The 20,122-nt window shown below is 27.3% G+C and carries 18 protein-coding genes and 1 pseudogene; 2 read left to right on the top strand and 17 right to left on the bottom strand.

The genetic code is table 11. The features are described 5' to 3' along the window. Positions 1-747: 747 nt before the first annotated feature. The 17 genes and pseudogenes from ANHYDRO_RS02290 to ANHYDRO_RS10300 all read right to left on the bottom strand — a co-directional run bounded on the left by ANHYDRO_RS02290 (position 748) and on the right by ANHYDRO_RS10300 (position 18,272). Positions 748-1,143: an SH3 domain-containing protein gene (locus ANHYDRO_RS02290; protein WP_004812967.1), complete on the bottom strand. Its 396-nt coding sequence runs from the start codon at positions 1,141-1,143 to the stop codon at positions 748-750. Then, positions 1,140-1,930: pseudogene (locus ANHYDRO_RS10305) on the bottom strand (tyrosine-protein phosphatase). The gene ANHYDRO_RS02290 and the pseudogene ANHYDRO_RS10305 overlap by 4 nt, the downstream one beginning before the upstream one ends. After that, complete coding sequence (locus tag ANHYDRO_RS02275) at positions 1,930-2,586, bottom strand: CpsD/CapB family tyrosine-protein kinase (protein WP_004812964.1); 657 nt, start codon at positions 2,584-2,586, stop codon at positions 1,930-1,932. The pseudogene ANHYDRO_RS10305 and the gene ANHYDRO_RS02275 overlap by 1 nt, the downstream one beginning before the upstream one ends. 1 nt (position 2,587) lies before the next feature. Then, on the bottom strand, positions 2,588-3,280 hold the full coding sequence (locus ANHYDRO_RS02270) for a YveK family protein (RefSeq protein ID WP_004812963.1): 693 nt from the start codon (positions 3,278-3,280) through the stop codon (positions 2,588-2,590). Between the two features lie 122 nt (positions 3,281-3,402). After that, positions 3,403-4,419 carry an ATP-grasp fold amidoligase family protein gene (locus ANHYDRO_RS02265; RefSeq protein WP_004812962.1) on the bottom strand — a complete coding sequence of 339 codons (1,017 nt, stop codon included), beginning with the start codon at positions 4,417-4,419 and terminating at the stop codon, positions 3,403-3,405. Between the two features lie 23 nt (positions 4,420-4,442). Beyond that, positions 4,443-5,954, bottom strand: a complete 1,512-nt coding sequence (locus ANHYDRO_RS02260) for a lipopolysaccharide biosynthesis protein (RefSeq protein WP_004812961.1) — start codon at positions 5,952-5,954, stop codon at positions 4,443-4,445. Beyond that, a complete protein-coding gene (locus ANHYDRO_RS09955) occupies positions 5,944-6,531 on the bottom strand; it encodes an O-antigen ligase family protein (protein ID WP_208853633.1) in 588 nt (195 codons plus the stop codon). The genes ANHYDRO_RS02260 and ANHYDRO_RS09955 overlap by 11 nt, the downstream gene beginning before the upstream one ends. Positions 6,532-7,166: 635 nt before the next feature. Then, positions 7,167-8,222, bottom strand: a complete 1,056-nt coding sequence (locus tag ANHYDRO_RS02250; protein ID WP_004812959.1) for a glycosyltransferase family 2 protein — start codon at positions 8,220-8,222, stop codon at positions 7,167-7,169. A 19-nt stretch (positions 8,223-8,241) separates the two neighbouring features. Then, entirely contained in the window at positions 8,242-9,366 is a 1,125-nt protein-coding gene (locus ANHYDRO_RS02245; protein ID WP_004812958.1) for a glycosyltransferase, read from the bottom strand. Between the two features lie 59 nt (positions 9,367-9,425). Next, entirely contained in the window at positions 9,426-10,592 is a 1,167-nt protein-coding gene (locus ANHYDRO_RS02240) for a glycosyltransferase (RefSeq protein WP_004812957.1), read from the bottom strand. Positions 10,593-10,640: 48 nt separating this feature from the next. Further along, positions 10,641-11,843 (bottom strand): ATP-grasp domain-containing protein, encoded by a 1,203-nt coding sequence (locus ANHYDRO_RS02235; RefSeq protein ID WP_004812956.1) that lies wholly within the window; start codon positions 11,841-11,843, stop codon positions 10,641-10,643. After that, positions 11,819-12,448, bottom strand: coding sequence for a sugar transferase (locus tag ANHYDRO_RS02230; protein ID WP_004812955.1), 630 nt, complete (start codon positions 12,446-12,448; stop codon positions 11,819-11,821). The genes ANHYDRO_RS02235 and ANHYDRO_RS02230 overlap by 25 nt, the downstream gene beginning before the upstream one ends. Positions 12,449-12,456: 8 nt before the next feature. Next, positions 12,457-13,656 carry an ATP-grasp domain-containing protein gene (locus ANHYDRO_RS02225; RefSeq protein WP_004812954.1) on the bottom strand — a complete coding sequence of 400 codons (1,200 nt, stop codon included), beginning with the start codon at positions 13,654-13,656 and terminating at the stop codon, positions 12,457-12,459. A gap of 16 nt (positions 13,657-13,672) precedes the next feature. Next, entirely contained in the window at positions 13,673-14,887 is a 1,215-nt protein-coding gene (locus ANHYDRO_RS02220) for a DegT/DnrJ/EryC1/StrS family aminotransferase (protein ID WP_004812953.1), read from the bottom strand. Continuing rightward, positions 14,887-16,848 carry a nucleoside-diphosphate sugar epimerase/dehydratase gene (locus ANHYDRO_RS02215; protein WP_004812952.1) on the bottom strand — a complete coding sequence of 654 codons (1,962 nt, stop codon included), beginning with the start codon at positions 16,846-16,848 and terminating at the stop codon, positions 14,887-14,889. Before ANHYDRO_RS02215 ends, ANHYDRO_RS02220 begins: the two co-directional genes overlap by 1 nt. A gap of 91 nt (positions 16,849-16,939) precedes the next feature. Continuing rightward, positions 16,940-18,055, bottom strand: a complete 1,116-nt coding sequence (locus ANHYDRO_RS02210) for an LCP family protein (protein ID WP_004812951.1) — start codon at positions 18,053-18,055, stop codon at positions 16,940-16,942. A gap of 16 nt (positions 18,056-18,071) precedes the next feature. After that, positions 18,072-18,272 carry a hypothetical protein gene (locus tag ANHYDRO_RS10300; RefSeq protein WP_004812950.1) on the bottom strand — a complete coding sequence of 67 codons (201 nt, stop codon included), beginning with the start codon at positions 18,270-18,272 and terminating at the stop codon, positions 18,072-18,074. 338 nt (positions 18,273-18,610) lie between these two features. Here ANHYDRO_RS10300 and ANHYDRO_RS11090 point away from each other — a divergent pair, with 338 nt between their 5' ends. Together ANHYDRO_RS11090 and ANHYDRO_RS11085 are read left to right on the top strand one after the other, a co-directional pair. Next, positions 18,611-19,453 carry a C1 family peptidase gene (locus ANHYDRO_RS11090; RefSeq protein WP_004812949.1) on the top strand — a complete coding sequence of 281 codons (843 nt, stop codon included), beginning with the start codon at positions 18,611-18,613 and terminating at the stop codon, positions 19,451-19,453. Beyond that, on the top strand, positions 19,419-19,931 hold the full coding sequence (locus tag ANHYDRO_RS11085; protein ID WP_004812948.1) for a C1 family peptidase: 513 nt from the start codon (positions 19,419-19,421) through the stop codon (positions 19,929-19,931). The genes ANHYDRO_RS11090 and ANHYDRO_RS11085 overlap by 35 nt, the downstream gene beginning before the upstream one ends. The last annotated feature ends 191 nt before the right edge of the window (positions 19,932-20,122 follow it).

Genomic DNA, 20,122 nt, shown 5'->3' with positions numbered 1-20,122 from the left:
AATAAGGGTTTCTAACTTTCTTTAGCAATAAAATAATGAACAAAACTAAAACCCATCTCGAGCGCAGTCGAGAGATCTCTGATTTACTTTATATTATCATGAAATAAATACTTGTAATTAATTCAATATAATAAAATCCAAGGAATTAAGATTATTTTAATATAAAACAAATTAAAGAAATCTCTCCATGCACTTCACTAGCACTAAAACACGTTTGCTACGCAAACTTTCTCGTGCTTTCGCACTTAGTTTTAGGGATTATTGTGCAAACTCAAGTCACAATAATCTAGTCAAGATAGGTAATATCTTTATTTAGTTTCTTTACTAAAGAATAGATTAAAAAAATTTTTATAAGGATTTCTAATTGCCTTTAGTAATAAAAAAACACAAACCAAAAACCCATCTCGAGCTCAGTCGAGAGATCTCTGATTCACCTTATCTCATCATTAAATAAATACTAATAATTAATTCAATATATAAAACCCAAGAAATAAAGTTTATAATATTAAATATTAAAAATTATATTATTTAAAAATATAATAAAATTTTCAGTAATTTCTTTAGCAATAAGTAAAGCACAAACCAAAAACCCATCTCGAGCTCTGTCGAGAGATCTCTAATTTACTTTATCCATCCATTAAATAAATCCATAAAAAATCACTCCTACCAAAATCATCTCAAAAATTTCTCATAAAAAAAGCTATCAGCAAATTTCTTACCAATAGCCTATAATTTTATGAAATTGATTTATTTTTCTAAAAGGTCGCTTCTTACGTAGCCTTCTTGGCCTTCGTAGAAAATTCTTGACCACATTTCTCCATTTTCATCTTCTTCTTCTGATAATAATTTTACTTGAGAATTTCCTGGGATTGAGGATATTATGTTATCTTCGTTTGTACTTGGGCCTCTTCTTAGATTGATTGTGCTTTTTGTTCTCAAATCTTTACTTTCTGTATTGTTTTGTGCATTTTCTTCTACATTTGAAGACTCTTTTTCTTCAACTTCATTTGAAATATTATTTGAAGAGCTATCAAAAACTGTATCAATTTGCACATCTCTTTTTTCATATTTCTCTTGCTTTTTATCACATGAACTTAGGGCAAGAAGTAGAGCAAAAGAGCATAATATATATTTTATCTTCATTTTTTTCTCCAAAAATTAAATAAACTTCTTTTCTTACTTTTCTTTTCTACTTTTTCTTCTTCTCTTACAATTTCATCATATCCACTTGGAATAAACTCATCATCTATAACTTTTTTTGGATTAATTTGGGTCAATTTTTCAAATTTTTCCTGACCAATTATTTCTATTATCTCATTTTTTTCATTTTCAATATTTGGACTTCTCCATTCAGATTGGTGAGAGTCTGTCCCTATAAAATGAACCATATTTTTTTTCAATAATTTTTTTGTGGTATGGTGGTGGGATTTCATGGATGAATAATTAATTTGGATAAGAGCCCCCATCTTTATAAATTCATATAAATATGAAATATTTTTTTCCACATAAGGATATCTTTCTACATGGGCAATTATTGGTATATAGCCTTCAAGAGAAAGATTATAAATCAAATCTGTCAAAAAAAGTGGCTTGTTGACAAAAGAAAGTTCCAACAAAACATATCTTGAATTATTCAAAGTCAACAATTCTTTCTTGTGAATTTTATCCAGAGTATTTGGCTCAACGTGGATTTCATGGCCTGGGTGAATTTTAAAATCTAGATTTCTTTTTTTATCTCATCATTTAAAATAGAAGATTTTTCCAAAATATCTTCCTTTTTTACCATATACCTTGATGGATCATAATGGCTTGTGGCAATAATTTCCTTAAAACCATTTTCTATAAAAAGCTCAACCATTTTCATTGATTCATCAAAAGACCTGGACCCATCATCCACCCCATAAATTATATGGTTATGAATATCAATCATTAATAATAACCCTTGTAAGAAGATTCGCTAAGGTCTGCAAAAGTAAGAATAGCACCCAAAACTTTTCCCTTAACCTTGTTAAGATTTTCAAGAGCATGGGAAACTTCATCTTTTTTAGTATCATTAGATTTGATTGCAAAAATTACCCCATCACAATAAGTAGAAACAATTGATGCATCAGTAAATAATCCTACTGGAGGAGTATCCAAAAATACATAATCAAACCTTTGTGAAAGCTCCTCAATCAATTCTTTGACATGATTAGAAGCCAAAATTTCTGCAGGATTTGGAGGAACTGGACCTGAAAGAAGAACAAAAAGATTATCTTCGTATTGGTCCTTTATCAAAGCCCTATCAAGCTCAACCTTTCCAGTAATAACATTAGTAAGGCCCATATTAGTTTCAATACCAGCAACCTTTCCAACCTTTGGCATTCTTAAATCAAAATCCAAAAGCACAACAGAATTTCCATTTTCTGCAAAAGATTTGGCAATAGAATACAAAACAGTAGTCTTGCCCTCGCTTGGCTTAGAAGAAGTCATAGCAATAACTCTTTTTTTATTATCAATATCAGAAAATTGAATATTAGTTCTAACAGAACGAATAGCCTCATCAAAAACAGATGTAGTATTATAATAACCGTGTTTTTTTGCCATCTTACTCTCCTTTACTCTTATCAGGAACCATTCCAAGAACAGGAATATCAAAAGCCTCTTGGATATCATCAGTTGTCTTGAAAGTAGTATCACTTAATTCCTTAAACAAAGAAATACCAACGCCCAAAATAAAACCTAAAACAAAACCTACAAGGGTGTTTTTCTTTATATTAGGAGAAGAAGGTTTTTCAGGTAGATTTGCCTTGTCAAGAATTTGAACATTATCAACCTTCATAATCTTTGTAACAGAATCCTTAAAAACCATAGAAGTTGCATTGGCAATATCCATAGCCCTTTCAGCAACAGTATCAACAACCTTAACAGAAATAATTTGAGTATCCTTAACAGGTTCAATAGAAACCTTTTGAGAAAAATCTCCATAATCCATATCAAGTTTCAAATTATCAATAACCTTATCAGCTACCCCCTTACTCTTAACAATCTCAGAATAAGTAGAAACCAAGGCCCTGTTGGCATTGATTTGATTAATATCAACATCGCCCTTTTGATTAGGGTCTTCATTTTTAGAATTACTAACAATCATAGTAGTAGTAGCTTCATACTTTGGTGTAATAACAAAAACAGAAGCTGCATAAGAAAGAGCTGCAAAAATAACAGCCAAACAAAGAATTGAAAAAAGATGCTGTCTTAACTTCTTAGCCAATTCCAATAAATCAATTTCTCTTTCATCCATTTATTTTCTCCTTTATATAAAATTATTTTTAAATTATTTAGAAATAAAAATTCTCTAACTCTTAGTTTATAATAAAATTTTGTTTAATTCAATGGTTTGTAATATTGTAAATAACAAAATAATTATAATTTTAATTCTAACATAATCTTAGAAATTTCTTCATCATTTAATCTACTTTCAAAAGGTAACCTCAATAGATTTCCAACAAGTAATTGTGATTTCGTACCTTTCCATATATCAAATCCATTTGCAGGTGTGAATGTTAATTCTCCAAAGTAAATAGTTCCTTCTATTTCATATAAATCTACTCTTACATAAATAAAATCTTCCGATAATATTTTAGAAATTTTTAACATTTCTTTTAATTTTTGTGGAGGTGTCGGTGTTATTTTATGATTAAATGAAGAATCAGCATCCATAAAAATATTTAATTTATTCCAGCTTGTATCAAACCAGGTTTCACAGTATGAGTGACCTTTCCTATCTGAAATATATTCAACAATGAGTGGCTTACCATTAAAGCAATGTATCTTATAATCGATAACACTAGGACCTTTCATATCAAGAAGTTTTTCACATATTATTTTTCTATCTATGTCAAAATAATGTATTTCCATACCTGCATATCCATAAGGAAGTTTTTGCCATAAATCCATAGATTTTTTTAAATCTTTATAATCAATATTATCTTTATCTTTAATTATTTTATATCTGGCTGAGCCTGTAGTAGACTTAAAAATCATTTTTTTAGGAAGTTTTGAAAAATCAATATCTTCAAATTTATCCCAATAGCCTAACAAAGGTATCAAGTACTCCTCACCAACTTTATCTTTGACATAATCCCTAACCAAATATTTATCAGCACATATAGTTTTTAGATGTGTTGAATCATTTAATTTTAACCACTGAATTTTTTCATTAAAAGTTTTAGGATTTTCTAGTGGATTTTTTTCACTTTGAGACCTATATTGATACCATTCTATCAATTCATTTTCATAATTCTCTTTTTTTAATTTAGAATAATATCTGTTATATAAGAATTCATAAACATTGAATTTTATTAACCCTAATTTATTTAATATTTGTTTTAATATTCCTATTATTCCAAATCTTTTAATATAATATTTAAAATTACTCATTTCCCCTCCCTTATATAAATAATTTAAATAGATTTTTTCTTTAAAATAAACTTAGCTATTCTAAGCAATTCTCTTAAGTTTTTTCTGTAAAAAATAAAGTTAAATAAAATTGTAAGTAGAGAAGAATACAAGAATATTATCATTGCGTTTATCATCCATTTTAGATAGGAGCTATTTTCAAAAATAAAAATTTTCTTTGCACTAATAAAAGTTAAAAATATTATAAAAATTAATAAAGCAATTTTCTTTAAGCTTTTATAAATATTTACATTTAAAATTTTAGAATTTGCATGATAAATAAACTCAGTAGTTCTTATTGTCATAGCAATAATAGTTCCTATTGTTACACCAACAATTCCCATTTTTTTTACTAAAAATACAGATATAATTAAATTTAATATGCATTCTAGCCAAGCTCCATTTCTTGTTTCCTTAAAATGTCCTGCAGCATATGATAAAGTAAGATAAGGCAATCTTACTGCCCATATACACTCACTTATTACAAGTAAAATACCAAATAAAGGCCTAATGTAATTAGCGTCATGTATATTATGGGTATAAATTTTTATAAAAGGGACAATCAAAACGATTGAGCACGCAAATAAGACAGTGCATGTCATAAAATAAATAATCTCGTAAATTTCAAATTTATTTCTTAAATTATCATCTTCTTTTTTACTTATCATATCTCCAAAAGATGCATCAAGTCCAGAAGAAAACGCTGATATTAAAGCTTTAACTCCCTTTACTACTAATAAATATACTGAATAAACAGATACTTCTGATAAAGTACTGAATAATGTTAATACAGTAACATCAGTATTAGAGTGAACAACATATGCTATATGCTGAGCAAGACCATCCCATTTATTCTTAATTACATAATTTTTGTTTGCTATTTTTAAATTTATATTGTACTTTTTCTTTACATAAACACTTTGTAAAATAGGTCTCAATACAAAAATTAAACTTATACTAAGTTTTAGTAAATGAACTGAAACCTCAATTTTTGCCATAATTAAGGCTGCTAGTATAGAAAGAATATATGTACCTATTTGAATAATTGAAATAACGTAAGTTTCCTGATTTGCTTGTAAAAAAATAGTATATATCATTCCAAAAAAATATTCAGAAAATATACTAATTGAAATAATTATAATCAAAGATGACACATACAAAGTACTTTTCGAAGAATTAATTATATTTGGATATGCAAAAGTTAATATTATAATATACACTATAAAAATTAATGCAATAGTTCTAAAAAACTTTTCAGTAGCATATAAAATATCAATAATTTTTTTATTATCTTTTTTTGAAATAGGCTCATATAATATCGACTTTACAACTGGACCAACACCAGACTCTAATAAACTGATATATGCTAAAAATTGAGTAACTGATGATATAAGACCATTTACATTCGAACCATATTTGCTCATTATTATTTTTGGTAATATGAAACCATATACAAAAATAAAAACTTGTAGTATTAGATTTGTTAATATATTTAAAAATGCTTTTTTACTTCTCATTTAAATCTACCTTATAATTATACTTACTTATAGAAAGCTCCCTATTTAAAATATAGAATAATGGTATAAAGAATCTTTCATAATTAATAAATGGTTCAAATAAAAACATAAATAAATAAACCACAATTATGCCTAATAAAATATACTCTAAGTCAGTTAATTCTTTAAGTTTATATATGTTTTTATTTATACTTAAAATTAACATAAATATAAAAATAGAGCCTATAATTCCTCTTGAAAAAATTAAATCTAAGTAATAATTATGACTACCATAATAATTACCAATATTAATTCCAATAAACTCTTCATTTTGAAGACCATATCCTAATAATATATTGTTTTTAATTAATTTTATAATATTATTCCATAGATATGTTCTATTATTTAATGTTTCATTCTTACCAAATAATTTAATAAAAAATAAACTTACTTTTGAATCTGAATTATATACAATTATAATATTGAATAAAATAATAAAAACTACTATACCAGAGAATATAGTAAATATATTTTTCTCTATAAATTTTCTATATCCCATCCATATAACGATCACTAATAGACCTAAAATTGCTGTCATTGTTTGATATATAAAAAAATAAGTGTACAGAGTTCCTATATAGAAAAAAAGTGTAATAAAAGAGATTGATTTATTTTGTTTCTTATCAATTAAAATAGAGCAAAGAATTCCTGGTATTATGTATTTAAAATTAGAATTTATATTACCATACAGAAATTCAGGTGACGAGTTTGATACCATTTTATTTAAACCGTACGGCATAAATATTGATATAATCGTGTTTAGTAAAAATATAAAAAAAGTAATATTACGAATTGAATATATTAAAATATTAGATAAATAAGATTTATATCTTGCGATTATAATAAATAAACTTATTATTACTACCATAAACGAACTTATAATAGAATCATATATCCTACCATTATTTATTATTGTTGAGATAATAAGGAAAATATACGAAATAGTTATCCAAATCAAATACTTATCAACTTTTATTTTATTAAATACTATTATAGATCCTGTTATAATTATAAATAATAATATAATTATTTTCCTAATAAAGGTATTTTTATCCAATATTGAGTTAATATATGGTGGAATTAAAATATAAAATAACATTATAGTAATTAAAATTTTATCTATTAAGTATCTTTTATTATATTGTAATGATTGCTTTCTATTTGTTAAATCCATTAATAATTCCTTAATTTAATTTTTTTTAAAAAATATTTTCCAACTCTAAACTCAATTGAATTCTTAGATACATAATTGTCTTTAAGATACTTTAAATACTTTGTAATTACACCTTCTAAATCTTTATCTAATATTTTAGTGTATATTTCTTTTGCAATATGGTTATTTAAAGTTTCATTTTTCTTATTTATATTCATATCGTGCAAAGAGATATAAGCATCCTTCATAAAGTATTTATAAGAATCAATATTTTCACATTTATAAATTATTTCAATAAAACTATCCAGAACATATTTTTCGAAGCTATTTCTAAAAGTTTTATAAATGCCTCTATTTTGCATTTCTTTATACATAGAAGTTATAGCTTTAGCATAGTTTCCTGATTTTACATCATACTGACCTTGTGTACTATTATCATTGTTTACTCTATAATTTGCATACCTTTTTTTCTCAAATAAAATTCTATTTGATAATATTGTTGTCATTTTAGAAAAAAATATATCATTATTACTTTTTAAATTTTGAAACTTTATTCCACTATTTAAAATGAATTCTCTATTATAAAACTTATTCCACGGAACACCCTGTGCTTTTTGAAATATAACTGATTTGATATCTATAGGGGAAATCACATTTTTATTTTTATAAGGTATTCCTATAACACTTCTTTTTTTTATAGTTTCTGTAAATTTATAAAATCCAAAGAAAATAATATCTGTATTATATTTTTCAGCCTTATTTACCAAATTATAAATCATATTTTTTTCAAAAATATCATCAGAATCTAAAAACATAATATATTTACCATTTGCATTATTTAAACCGTTGTTTCTTGCGACTCCAGCAAATTGATTTCTTTGTTTTAATATTTTTATTCTATCATCATTTTTTTTATAATTTTTAAGAATTCTTAAAGAATTATCTGTAGAACCATCATCCACACATATTATCTCTAAATTTTTATATTTTTGATTTATCAAGCTTTCTATGGAATCTTTTAAATAACTTTCTGCATTATAAATTGGCATAACAATTGAAACTAACTGATTTGTCATTAATTTTACTCCTCTAATATTATCTTGAATAATAATATATCAATTTATTATAAATAGCATCTTCTGAATAATTGGATATTGCATAATTTCTAATATATTTCTTATCAAATATTTCGTAATTTTCAAATATATGACTCATATAATTAGATAATTCCATAACAGTCGAGCCTATTATTTTAAAGCCTAATCTATTATCCCATATATCATTAACTGATATCGAATCAGAAGTAATCACTGGTATGCCACATGCCCATGCTTCAATTATTGGTACACAGAATGTTTCTGATTTACTAAAGCTAACAAGTACATCACTCTCGGAAACTTTTTTCGATGTTTCTTCCCTACTTAATCTTCCTTCAAATATAACTTTATCTTGAATTTTATTTTTTTTAACTAAATTTTTAAGATTTTTTAATTCTTTTCCGTCACCAATTATTCTTAATTTACAGTTTTTCTCATTTGAAAATTGTTGATTAAATGCTTCAATAATTTTATCAAATTGTTTATTTTTAGTTAAAGCACCCACAGCTACAAAAATAAATTTATCAGATACTTCTTTTGAAATTTGAAAGTTTTTATTTACCATATTCGGTAAAATTTCTATATTATCTGACTTAGTTAATTTTATTATTGAGTCTTTTAAAGATTTACTGACCGATAAAAAAGTATCAGAATATTTTACATATTTTTTTAATTGATTCAACTCATATTTGTCTATTTTATTAGTTAGAACTTGGCTCCAATGCTCTGTGCATATTATTTTTACTCCATATTCTTTGTATGAAAGTATAGTATCAGCAACAGTTATATTAGATGGATAGTGTACGTGTATAATATCTGGAATCCCATTTTTTTCTTCAACGTATTTTAATAATTTTTTCCAAATCATTCTTTTAAAAGGTTCAAAATGAAACTTCATTCTTTCTATTGTATATATTTGAGAATATGTAATAATATTAACATTGTCATCTGTAAAATTAGCAAATCTCCAGTTTTTCACTTTTTTAAAAGGATGAAAAATACAAGAAATATAAGTAACATCGTGACCATGCTTAGCTAGCATTTTTGCTTGTTCAAGTTCAAATGAACCTTGCATATTGTTAGAATCTTGTGGATAACTTCTACCTATAACCCAGATTTTCATTATATCTCCTTTTAAAATATTGTTTTATTGAAAAATTAATTATAATAAATTAGATGATTTTATTTATTTTTTTCTAAAACTTCACTATAAATATCTCTTATTTCATTCTCTACAAATGAAATATCGTAATCTTTTATCTCTTTTAGATTATACTTTCCCATCTTTTTTCTAAGATTTTTATCGTCTGCAAGATAGTTGATTTTCTCAGATATTTTTTTCACATCAGAACTATCACAAAGAAATCCACCCTTACTATCCATAATTAAATCCACATTTCCTCTTATATTAGATACTATACATGGCAATCCTGTTGCCATAGCTTCCATTGTTACCCTAGGTAATCCTTCTCTAAATGATGTAAATAAAAAAATATCAGATATTTTCATTAATTCTATGATGTCATTTCTAAATCCTAGAAAGTGAACTCTATTAAAGACTCCATATTCTTCACACAACTTCTTTAATATATTTTCATCAGGCCCAACACCACATATTAAGTAATGTAAATCAGTTCTTTTTAAATTAGCTATAGCTTTTATAGCTGAAATATAATTCTTACCCTTATCAAGTCTTCCAGCAGATATCAAAATTAAGTCTGAATCTTTTAAACCTAGTTCTTTTCTTTTATCTAATTTAGAAACTTCTATACTATTAATATTATTTAAATTAATTCCTACTCCATGAACTTTAAAGACTTTTCCATTCTTTTTTAGTTTAAACTTTTTTGCTGCTTGATAATCTTCTTCATTCATTGTTATTATTGCATCTGTCCAATGAGCCATAATCTTTTCTGCTAATTTAAATACTGTTCTGTTTAATATTGGTGCCCCTTTGTAAAAATGAAAGCCATGAGCAGTATATATTACCTTATCAATTTTATATCTCTTGCCTATGAGCCTGCCAATCATTCCTCCAATAGGAGTATTACAGTGTATTACTTCTATATTATTATTTTTTACTACTTGTTTAAGATTATTATAAGCAATTAAATTATCTTTAAAATTTGTAATACTTCTATATGTGTGTGAATCATACATTGTAACTGGTAATTCACATTTTAGCTGCTCTGGATTTGATCTATTAACTCCAAAAAATACTTTATAACCCATGTCTAAAGCTGTCTTCAAGCACGGACGATTAACATTAGAAAGCTTAATATTATCCCTGCTTTGTCTTTGTTCTTCTGATGGTTTATTACCATTTGATATGAATACATATCCCGACATCAAATTTCCTCCTAATAATATCTAATAGAATATTCTTAATAACAAAAACTATTTTAAAATTAGCTTTATATTACTTTCGATTAAATCAAGTTTTTCTTCACATTTTTTGATATTATCAGCTTTTACTATAACTTGACCTATACAGTCATTTGAATTTTCAAATTTTCTTATTTCATCATTTTCTTCTTTAAAGAATGTAATTTCTATAATATCATCATCTTTTTTATTAGAATTTACAATTTCTTTTAGAATTCCACTGTTTTTAGTTTCAATTATCATTCTTGCAAGACCTGCTTTATTTTCTCTTGATCTTTGTGAACAAAACTCTAATGGATTTTCTGAAATTGCCATTGAGGCTATCATTTTATAATATTCTATACCATAATTAATTTCAACTAATTCCGGAAGACAGTTTGCCCCTACTCTTCCTGTTAATTCTATGATATATACTTCATCATTTTTTAAAATCATATCCACATTCACAGCACAATTATTTAGTCCAAGTGCCTTGATTGCTTTTTTTACTTCAATTTTCGTCTTTTTAATTACATCATCTTTTACATCTAGTGGAACATAATGACCTATTGGAACGGCTGTATGGCTCATGTAGGTTTCATCACCATGTGGCATTACAAATAAAACTTCATTCTCATAAACAAATGCTTGAGCTCCAAATTCATACCCTTCTATAAATTCTTCAACTATACAGTAATCTCTTTTTGTAAGATTCATTGTTTGTTTGAAACCATTTATAGCTTCTTCTCCGTTTTTTGCTATATATATTCCTTTACTACCTTGTAAATCTGTAGCTTTCACTATAACTGGCAATTGAAGATCATCTAGTGCATTTTTTAATTCTTTTTCATTTTTTACAACAAAATGACTAGCAGTATTAACATTATGTTTTTTGAAAGCTTCTTTCATTTTATATTTATCGCCACACATTATAGCAGCTTCTTCATTTAAACCAACTAAATCTTGTTTATCACACAATCTTGCAAGTGAGACAATTCCTGTATCAAGACAACAAGTAGCGGCTCCATCTAAGCCTAAATCTTTAGACTTTTGTTCAACTTCATCAGGATTTGATATATCCATATAACAAATTTCATCTGCTAAATCTAAACAAGGTTTATGAGCATTTGGCATTGTTCCTGCTATGGTATGAATACCTAATTCTTTTGCAGCTTTATATAAACCTAATTGGCCTCTACCGGCCCCTAATATTAATAATCTCTTATTATCGTACATGGAAATCTCCTTAATTTGTGTACACATTTTTTTTGCAACAATACTATTTGTATAGTTTTAAAAACTATTTTTAAATCTAACAAAAATGAAATTTTTTGTGCATAATCTGCGTCTAATTGTAATTTCTCTTCTTGTGAAATGTTATTTCTAAAATAAGCTTGAGAGTAACCTGTTAATCCTGGCCTCACCTTAAGTCTATCTATTCTTTTTTGATCATATTCACTTAAAGGTCTATTTATAGTAATTGGTCTAGGACCAATCCAGCTCATATCGCCTTTTAAAATATTAAAAATTTGTGGCAATTCATCTATTGAAGTTTTTCTTAAAATTTTTCCAATCTTTGTAACTCTTGGATCGTTTGAGCTATTGAATGTTGAGTTATCTTTATTTCTTATATCAGGTGCATTCATCTTCATTGAACGAAGTTTATACATTCCAAAAATAGAGCCGTTTATTCCTCTTCTTTTTGCTATATAAAAAACATCTCCCCTGTCTTCTAGATAAATTAAAATTCCAAATATGAGGCAAATTATTAAAACAAAAGGCAAGGCAATTATTGCTAATATTAAATCTATAAGTCTTTTTATATATTTTTTATATATCATAATTCTCCTTACTTTTGTACTCTTACCTTTATTTTTTCCAAAGCTTTTTCACATGACTCTATTGCTTCTTTTACTGAATTTTCTTGTGATATTACATAACAAACCCTATCGTTTGAACTTTTGATTACATTAGAGTAATCTCCAGCTTTATGAACAATTTTAATATCTTTTATTCCAGAAACTTCTCTTGCTTCATCTATTCCTGAAATTTCTATAATTTTTCCAATATCACATTTTTTATACCTAGCTGCTGACGCCATATTTATTTTTTTTGTAATATCTATTTCTTCTCCTAAGGCTATTTTTATTGAGGCTTCAACCATGTTAATCCCTGTAGAATATGGCACTAAGTGTGTTGTTATATTATCTCCACCTAGCCTTGCTCCCAATTCTACAATTTTAGGACCATCTTTTGTTACTTTTATTTCTGTATGTGATGGTCCATTTTCAATTCCAACTGCCTTATTAGCATCTATAGCTACTTTTTTTATTTTCTCTATTATGTCTATAGGAAGTTGTGAGGGTTGATTATGACCCATTTCTACAAAATATGGCGCTCCTGTTGTTAATTTATCTGTAATTTGTATAACATTACAAGTGCCATTTCTAGAGATTGTTTCTACACTTACCTCTGGTCCTTGCATATATTCCTCAACTACTAATTTCCCTGAACTTGAATTTTTTTTGCAATAATCATATATTTTTTTCAACTGATCAATATCATAATTTTCTACTAATCTTATTCCTCTACTTCCTGAGTTATCAGCAGGTTTTACTATACATTTATATTTTTTATTTCTTAAATTGTCTATAGCTTTTATATATTGATCATAGTCTTCTACTGAAAAATACATGGGAATTGGCACGCCATAAGCTTTTAAAGCATCCCTCATCTTTGATTTATTTGTAGCATTGATTGCAGTTTTTTCGTCTATCCCTATTAAATCTAATTCCTTTGCTACTTTCGCAACAGTTGTCATTGGCCTATCACTTGCTATTGTGATTATCCCATCTATTTTATTTTTTTTTGCTTCTTCTAATACTTTTTCTGTATCTGTAGTGCTCACTACAATTTTTTTATCTGCATATGAAAAACCTTCTGCATTAGGATTCATGTCAACTGCTATAACATATAGTCCCAATTTTTTTGCTTCTACAATAGCAGGTATTTGTAGCACACTCGCTCCTAAAATCATTAATTTTTTCATAAAACCTTCTTAAAATCTATTTAATTTTTTTCACTATTTCGCAATATTTTTCAATAATATAATCAATTTCCTCATCTGAAAGTTTTGTATGAAGTGGTAAAGTTATTTCATTTTTGTAGTGATTATATGCGTTTGGATAATCTTTTATATCAAATCCAAGATTTTTATAGGCTGTTAATAAAGGAAGTGGTTTATAATGTACATTGCATGCAACTCCCTCTCTAGCCATTTCTTCTATTATTTTATTTCTTTGTTCTGTGTCTATTTCTGGAACTTGTGTTATATACAAATGGCCTGATGATTTATGATTTTGGTCGAAGTGGTTTAGTGATTTTATTCCTAGTGGTATAAATGCTTTATCGTATTTTTCTATTATTTCTTTTCTTCTTTTTAATAGTGACGGATATCTTTTTACTTGGGCAAGTCCGATTCCTGCTAGAACATCTGTCATATTACATTTAAACCAAGGTCCTATTACATCATATTCCCATGAGCCTAATTTTGTTTTGCTCAAAGCATCTTTTGATTGGCCATGAAGGGATAAGAGTTGGTATTTTTTGTAAAGTTTTTCGTTATCAATTCCTTCTATATCTTTCCAAGTTGCATATCCACCTTCTGCTGTGGTGAAATTTTTTACTGCATGGAAGGAAAAATTTGAAAAGTCTGCAACTGATCCTACTTTTTTACCTTTGTACTCTGCTCCCAAAGCGTGAGCAGCATCTGCCATTACTATAATTCTATCGAAAGCTTTTTGTATCTCGTTGTTTGCTTTAAATAGATTTTTCTTTTCTTCTACAATTTCAAATATTTTGTCATAATCGCAAGGTACTCCTCCCAAGTCTATTGGGATGATTACTTTTGTATTTTCGTTAATTGCTTCTTTTAATTTTTCGTAGTCCATTTCCAAATTTTCTTTTTGGGTATCTACTAAAACTAATTTTGCACCAACATGGTCTACTACTGAGGCTGTTGCTGTATAAGTATAGGCACTTGTTATTACTTCATCGCCCTTTCCAATTCCCAAAACCCTAAGGGTCATTTCTGCCGCTGCTGTTTGGGAATTTAGGCAAACTCCCTTGTTTGTTCCAGTAAATTGTAATAATTCTTCCTCTAATTTTTTTGTTTTTGGTCCTGTTGTTATCCAACCTGATTTTAAGGCGTCTATTACTTCATTTATTTCTTCATCGCTGATATCTGGTGGAGAAAATGGTATGTTCATTTTTTTTGTCATTATTTATTCCCCTTTCCTATAAATGTACTTATCAAAGTATTGATAGTTTCTATTATGTCTAATTCGTCTATATTTTCTTGGTTTATTACCTTATCAAGTTTTTGGAAAAATTCTTTTCTTGAAAATTCTAATGGCCTTCCTACAGATATTCCTTTTATTTGTGTATCTGATAGAAGTTCTTCATCCATTAGTCTTTCTTCATATAATTTTTCTCCAGGTCTTAGTCCTGTGTATATTATTGGCATATCTATGTCTGGTTTATATCCTGATAATTTTATTAATTGCCTTGCCAAATAATCAATTTTTACTGGTTCTCCCATATCAAGAACAAATATTTCTCCCCCACTTGCCATGGATCCTGCTTGCAAAACTAATTTTACAGCTTCTTTTATAGTCATGAAGTAACGAATTATTTCTGGGTGGGTTACTGTTACAGGTCCACCTGATGCAATTTGTTCTTTAAATAGTGGAATTACAGAACCGTTTGATCCTAATACATTACCAAATCTTACTGCAACAAATTCTGTTTGTGGATCTTTTCCTTGTAATAATTCTTGTGGATCTATTTCTATATTTCTATCTCCATCTTGTATATCAATTTTTGCAAGTTTTTCAAATTCTTTTTTATCCTTAATATCATTTATTCCTTGAATTATTTTCTCGCAAACTCTTTTTGTAGCTCCCATTATCGAAGTAGGGTTCACTGCCTTATCTGTTGATATTAATACAAATCTTTTTGCATTATATATCAAAGATAAAAGGGCAACTATATATGTTCCTCTTACATTATTTTTTATAGCCTCAACTGGACTTACTTCCATCAATGGAACGTGTTTGTGAGCTGCTGCATGAAATATTATATCTGGTTTGTAGGTTTCAAATACTTTTTTAACCCTAGCATAATCTCTTACAGATCCAATCAATGTAATAAATTTTAAATCTTTATTGTTTCTTTTTAGTTCTTGTTCTATTTCATAAGCATTATTTTCATAAATATCAAAAATTATTAAAAGTTTTGGGCCATATTGGGCTATCTGCCTACAAAGCTCTGAACCTATAGAACCACCACCACCTGTTACAAGGACTACCTTATCATTTAAATATTCAAAGGTTTCATTGGAGAAAATTTTTACAGGATCTCGTCCCAACAAGTCTTCTATTTGTACATCTTTCATTCCAGACATAGAAACACTGCCTGAAACTAATTGATAAATTCCAGGAAGAACTTTAACTTCACAATTTGTTTCATTACAAATTTGTAAAATCTCTCTTTTTTGATCTTCTTGTGCTGATGGAAGGGCAACCAATATTAAGTCTATATTTTCTTTGTCTACTAACTCTTTTATAGAATTACGGTCTCCATAGATAATTGTATCGTCTATATATTGACCTTTTTTACCAGGATTATCATCTATAAAGGCAACAACTTTTATTCCTATATTTTCTTGCCTATTTGATTTGTTTATATCTTCTTTTATAGTTTGACCAGCAGAACCTGCCCCAACTATTATTGCTCTTTTAAATTCTGGATTTTTTTCTATTGCATTATATTTGTTTTGAATTAACATTTTTTTTGCAAATCTTAAAGCGACCGTAAGCATATATTGGATTAAAAATCCAATTATAAAATATGATATAGGCATCCTTATAAAAAATAAAGAAATTCCTATAATATGAATAAATACTGATAGGATAATAGCTTGAGTGATTTTTATTAGCTCATTATAAGATGCATATTCTAAAATCATCCTGTATAGCTTAAAAAATATATAAATTGCAATTGTGATTATTGTGTTAAAAATCGCATAATTCCTAAATCCATTTAGAAATTCTAATGGAATTTGATTAAATTGCATATCAAACCTTAAAAATAAGGCGAAAAAGTATGCCAAATTAATTATAATTATATCAAAAACTAAAAGTATTAAAGTTTTTTTGTTAAATATTTTCTTTAAATTCATATTCCCTTCTTTATTTTTTATTTATTTAATCTAGTAAAATCTAATTTTTAAAAATAAACACTAAATAAAAGGGAAATTTCTTTCCCTTAAATTATTTATTTCTATTATTATTTAGTATATTCTTGTATACATCTTCAATAGATTCATCATCTGCTTGCATCATATATAATTGGCTTGATGGCATTAGGTAGGATGGTAGTCCTGGTGCTCCATATCCCTTTAGGGCTTGACTTTTTATATGCCATTTTTTATTTTCTTCTAATTGGCCGTTTACCATTTCTATCATCTTGTCATATGGCAAGTTTGTATTTACAGATTCTAAGGCTACATCTGCTATTGAGTTAAAATTCATCAAAGTTTCTGTTGATAATAATTTTTTAATTATTCCGGTCATTACCCTAACTTGATTTTTTCCCCTATCAAAATCGCCTTCTGCTAGGTTATATCTTTCTCTTGAATATGCTAGTGCCATTTCTCCGTTCATTTGTACATTTCCTTGAGGGAAATAATATCCACCAACAGAATTAAATGCAACTGGATTTTCTACTTCTACTCCACCTAACAAGTCTATTAATTTTGTGAGAGTTGTAAAATTAACCTTAGCGTAATAATCAATATCCACATCCAAGAAATTTTCTAAGGTTTTTATTGATGTGTCTACTCCAAAAAGTCCTGCGTGGGTTAGCTTATCGTTGGCGTTTTTGCCAAGGCCTGCTAGGTTTACGTAGGTATCTCTTGGAATTGTTGTTATTAATATTTTTCCTTTTTTGGGATTTACACTTACTATCAAGTTTACATCTGATCTTGATACGTTTGAAAGTGCCCCGTAGGTATCTATTCCTGAAATATATACGTTAAAGCTTTGGTCTTTTTCTACCTTGTTGTTTTCTTTTAGTTTTTCATTTCCTTTTACAGAATATGATTTTAATACCTTTGTTTTATCAGAAAATCCTTCGATAGATTCGTCAAGCATTTGTCTGAAACTTTCATTTAAGAGCATAACTTGGGCGTTTTGGTTTATTAGGGCCTCTCCTGCTTTTAAATAATCTCCAAAATCTTTAGCGTTTATTTCTTCATTTTCTTTTTTATATTTTTCTAAAGTTTGGTCAATGTTTTTTTCATCCATTTTTCTTGCAATGGCAACTTGGGTTTCTTTTATGTCATTTATTGAATTGATATTTGAATCTTTCAATGCTACAAAGGACATTTGTGTTTTGTTTAAATCATTTTTTTTGGTTGATTTTTTCTACAGTTGTTATGGATTTGTTTGCGTAGGACATAAACAATCCTTCACATATGCTTATTAATACCAATCCTACTATAAATATTGCCTTTACAGCCTTGTTTGCATTCTTTTTCTTAAATATTAAGAAGGTAAATCCTATTATCGCTAAAAGGATTAGTCCCAAAATGATAAATCTCATTTTTTTTTGGCAAAATATTATATTTATTTAAAAAATAAAAGAAAAGGATGTATATTATAGAAGATAAAAATATTGAAATTTTAGATATTAGATTTTTTGTCATGATTTTAAAAAATTCTCCTTTTATACACAATTTATACTTAATTCTTAGATAAGGATATACTAATCTGTAACTTTTGTCAATAAATTGTAAGGATTAGTCATTGAAATTTAAAAGTTTACTAATACTTTTTGAAAAATCAATTTATTTCTAACCAAAAAAACTTTTTCCTAATATTTAACTTTTATTTATGAAAAAAACTGATAAAGTATAGTTGATAATTAAAAGAGGTGATTTTATGAATTTAGATAAGAAAATTTTTTACCAATTGGAAAAAATTTATGATAAAGACCAAAAAAATAAGGTGATTGAAAATGCCATTTCTAATATGGGAATAAGGGAGGCCTCCCTTGATAGAAATATTATTAATAGGCACGATTTTATTTTTTCTAATGAAGTTGAAACTAAGGATGTTACCAACCAAAAAAAGACTGGTAGGTGTTGGATGTTTGCAGGGCTAAATATGGTTAGGATGCATATTGCCAAAAAACTTAATATGGAAAAATTTGAGCTATCTGAGTCTTTTTTGTATTTTTATGACAATATGGAAAAGGCAAATTTGTTTTTGCAAAGGGTTATTGATACAAAAAATTTGGATATTAAAGACAGAAAAGTTGAGGATGTTTTTTATTCTACTCCTGAAGACGGGGGATATTTTGAATTTTTCTATTATTTGATAAAAAAATATGGGATTGTCCCAAAAAATGCCATGGGTGAACTTTACCATACCGATCAATCTCAATTTATGTTTTATGTTTTGGAAAATGCCCTCAAAAAAATCGCCATGGAAATTAGGGCGACTGATGATGAGAAGGAAATAGAAAATTTGAGAAAAGAGGGCCTTTCTTATGCCTATAATATTTTTGCAAAATCTATAGGAAAACCTGTAGATAATTTTGATTTTAAATATTACGACAAGGATGACAAGTATCACATTGAAGAAAATATGACACCAAAGTCATTTTTTGATAAGTATGTGGGTGATTTTTTTGATGGAAAAGTTAAGTTATTAAATGATCCAAGACACCCTTACAATAGGATTTTGGTTGATAAGATGGCAAAAAAATGCTGTAGACCTTGATGACCTTGTTGGAATTAATGTGGATATGGATACCATGAGTAGATTCGCCCAAAAATCTATAAAAAATAATGAGACTATGTGGTTTGCCTGTGATGTGGATATAAACGAAGACAGAGAAAGTGGAGTTTTGGATGAAAATTTATTTAATTTTGACCAAACTTTTGTAAATTTCCCAAAAATGACCAAGGAAGAAAGAATTAATTCAAGATATTCTACAGCATGTCACGCTATGAATTTGACTGGTTTTGATAAAAAAGGTAAAGAGGTTAAATTCTGGAAGATAGAAAACTCCTGGGGCGAAGATGACGGCAAGGATGGATATTTTTCTATGACTGATGAGTGGTTTAGGGAAAATACCTTTGAGTTGATAATAGACAAGAAATTTTTGACAAAAAAAGTAATGGAAGCCTTTGATAAGGAAAAAATTTATTACGACGAATTTGACCCTATGTATAAGATGCTTAGAAATGTTAGGTAGGTTTGCCTAAAGGTTGAGTTTTATTTTATATTAATTTAATTCATGAGATCTCTCCACTCACTTTGTTCGGTCGAGATGGTACTTGATTGTATTAACTTTATTGCTAAAGGATTTTTGATTTTAATTTTATTTGATTTTTTCTAATTATTTTAATAAGGCAAACTTTAGCCATTAAGTAATTATCCCAATTA

Origin of the sequence: Anaerococcus hydrogenalis DSM 7454, assembly GCF_000173355.1 — a bacterium.
Lineage (GTDB): Bacteria > Bacillota > Clostridia > Tissierellales > Peptoniphilaceae > Anaerococcus > Anaerococcus hydrogenalis.
The sequence above is the reverse complement of the archived record's forward strand: the minus strand, read 5'-3'. Positions and strand labels throughout refer to the sequence as shown.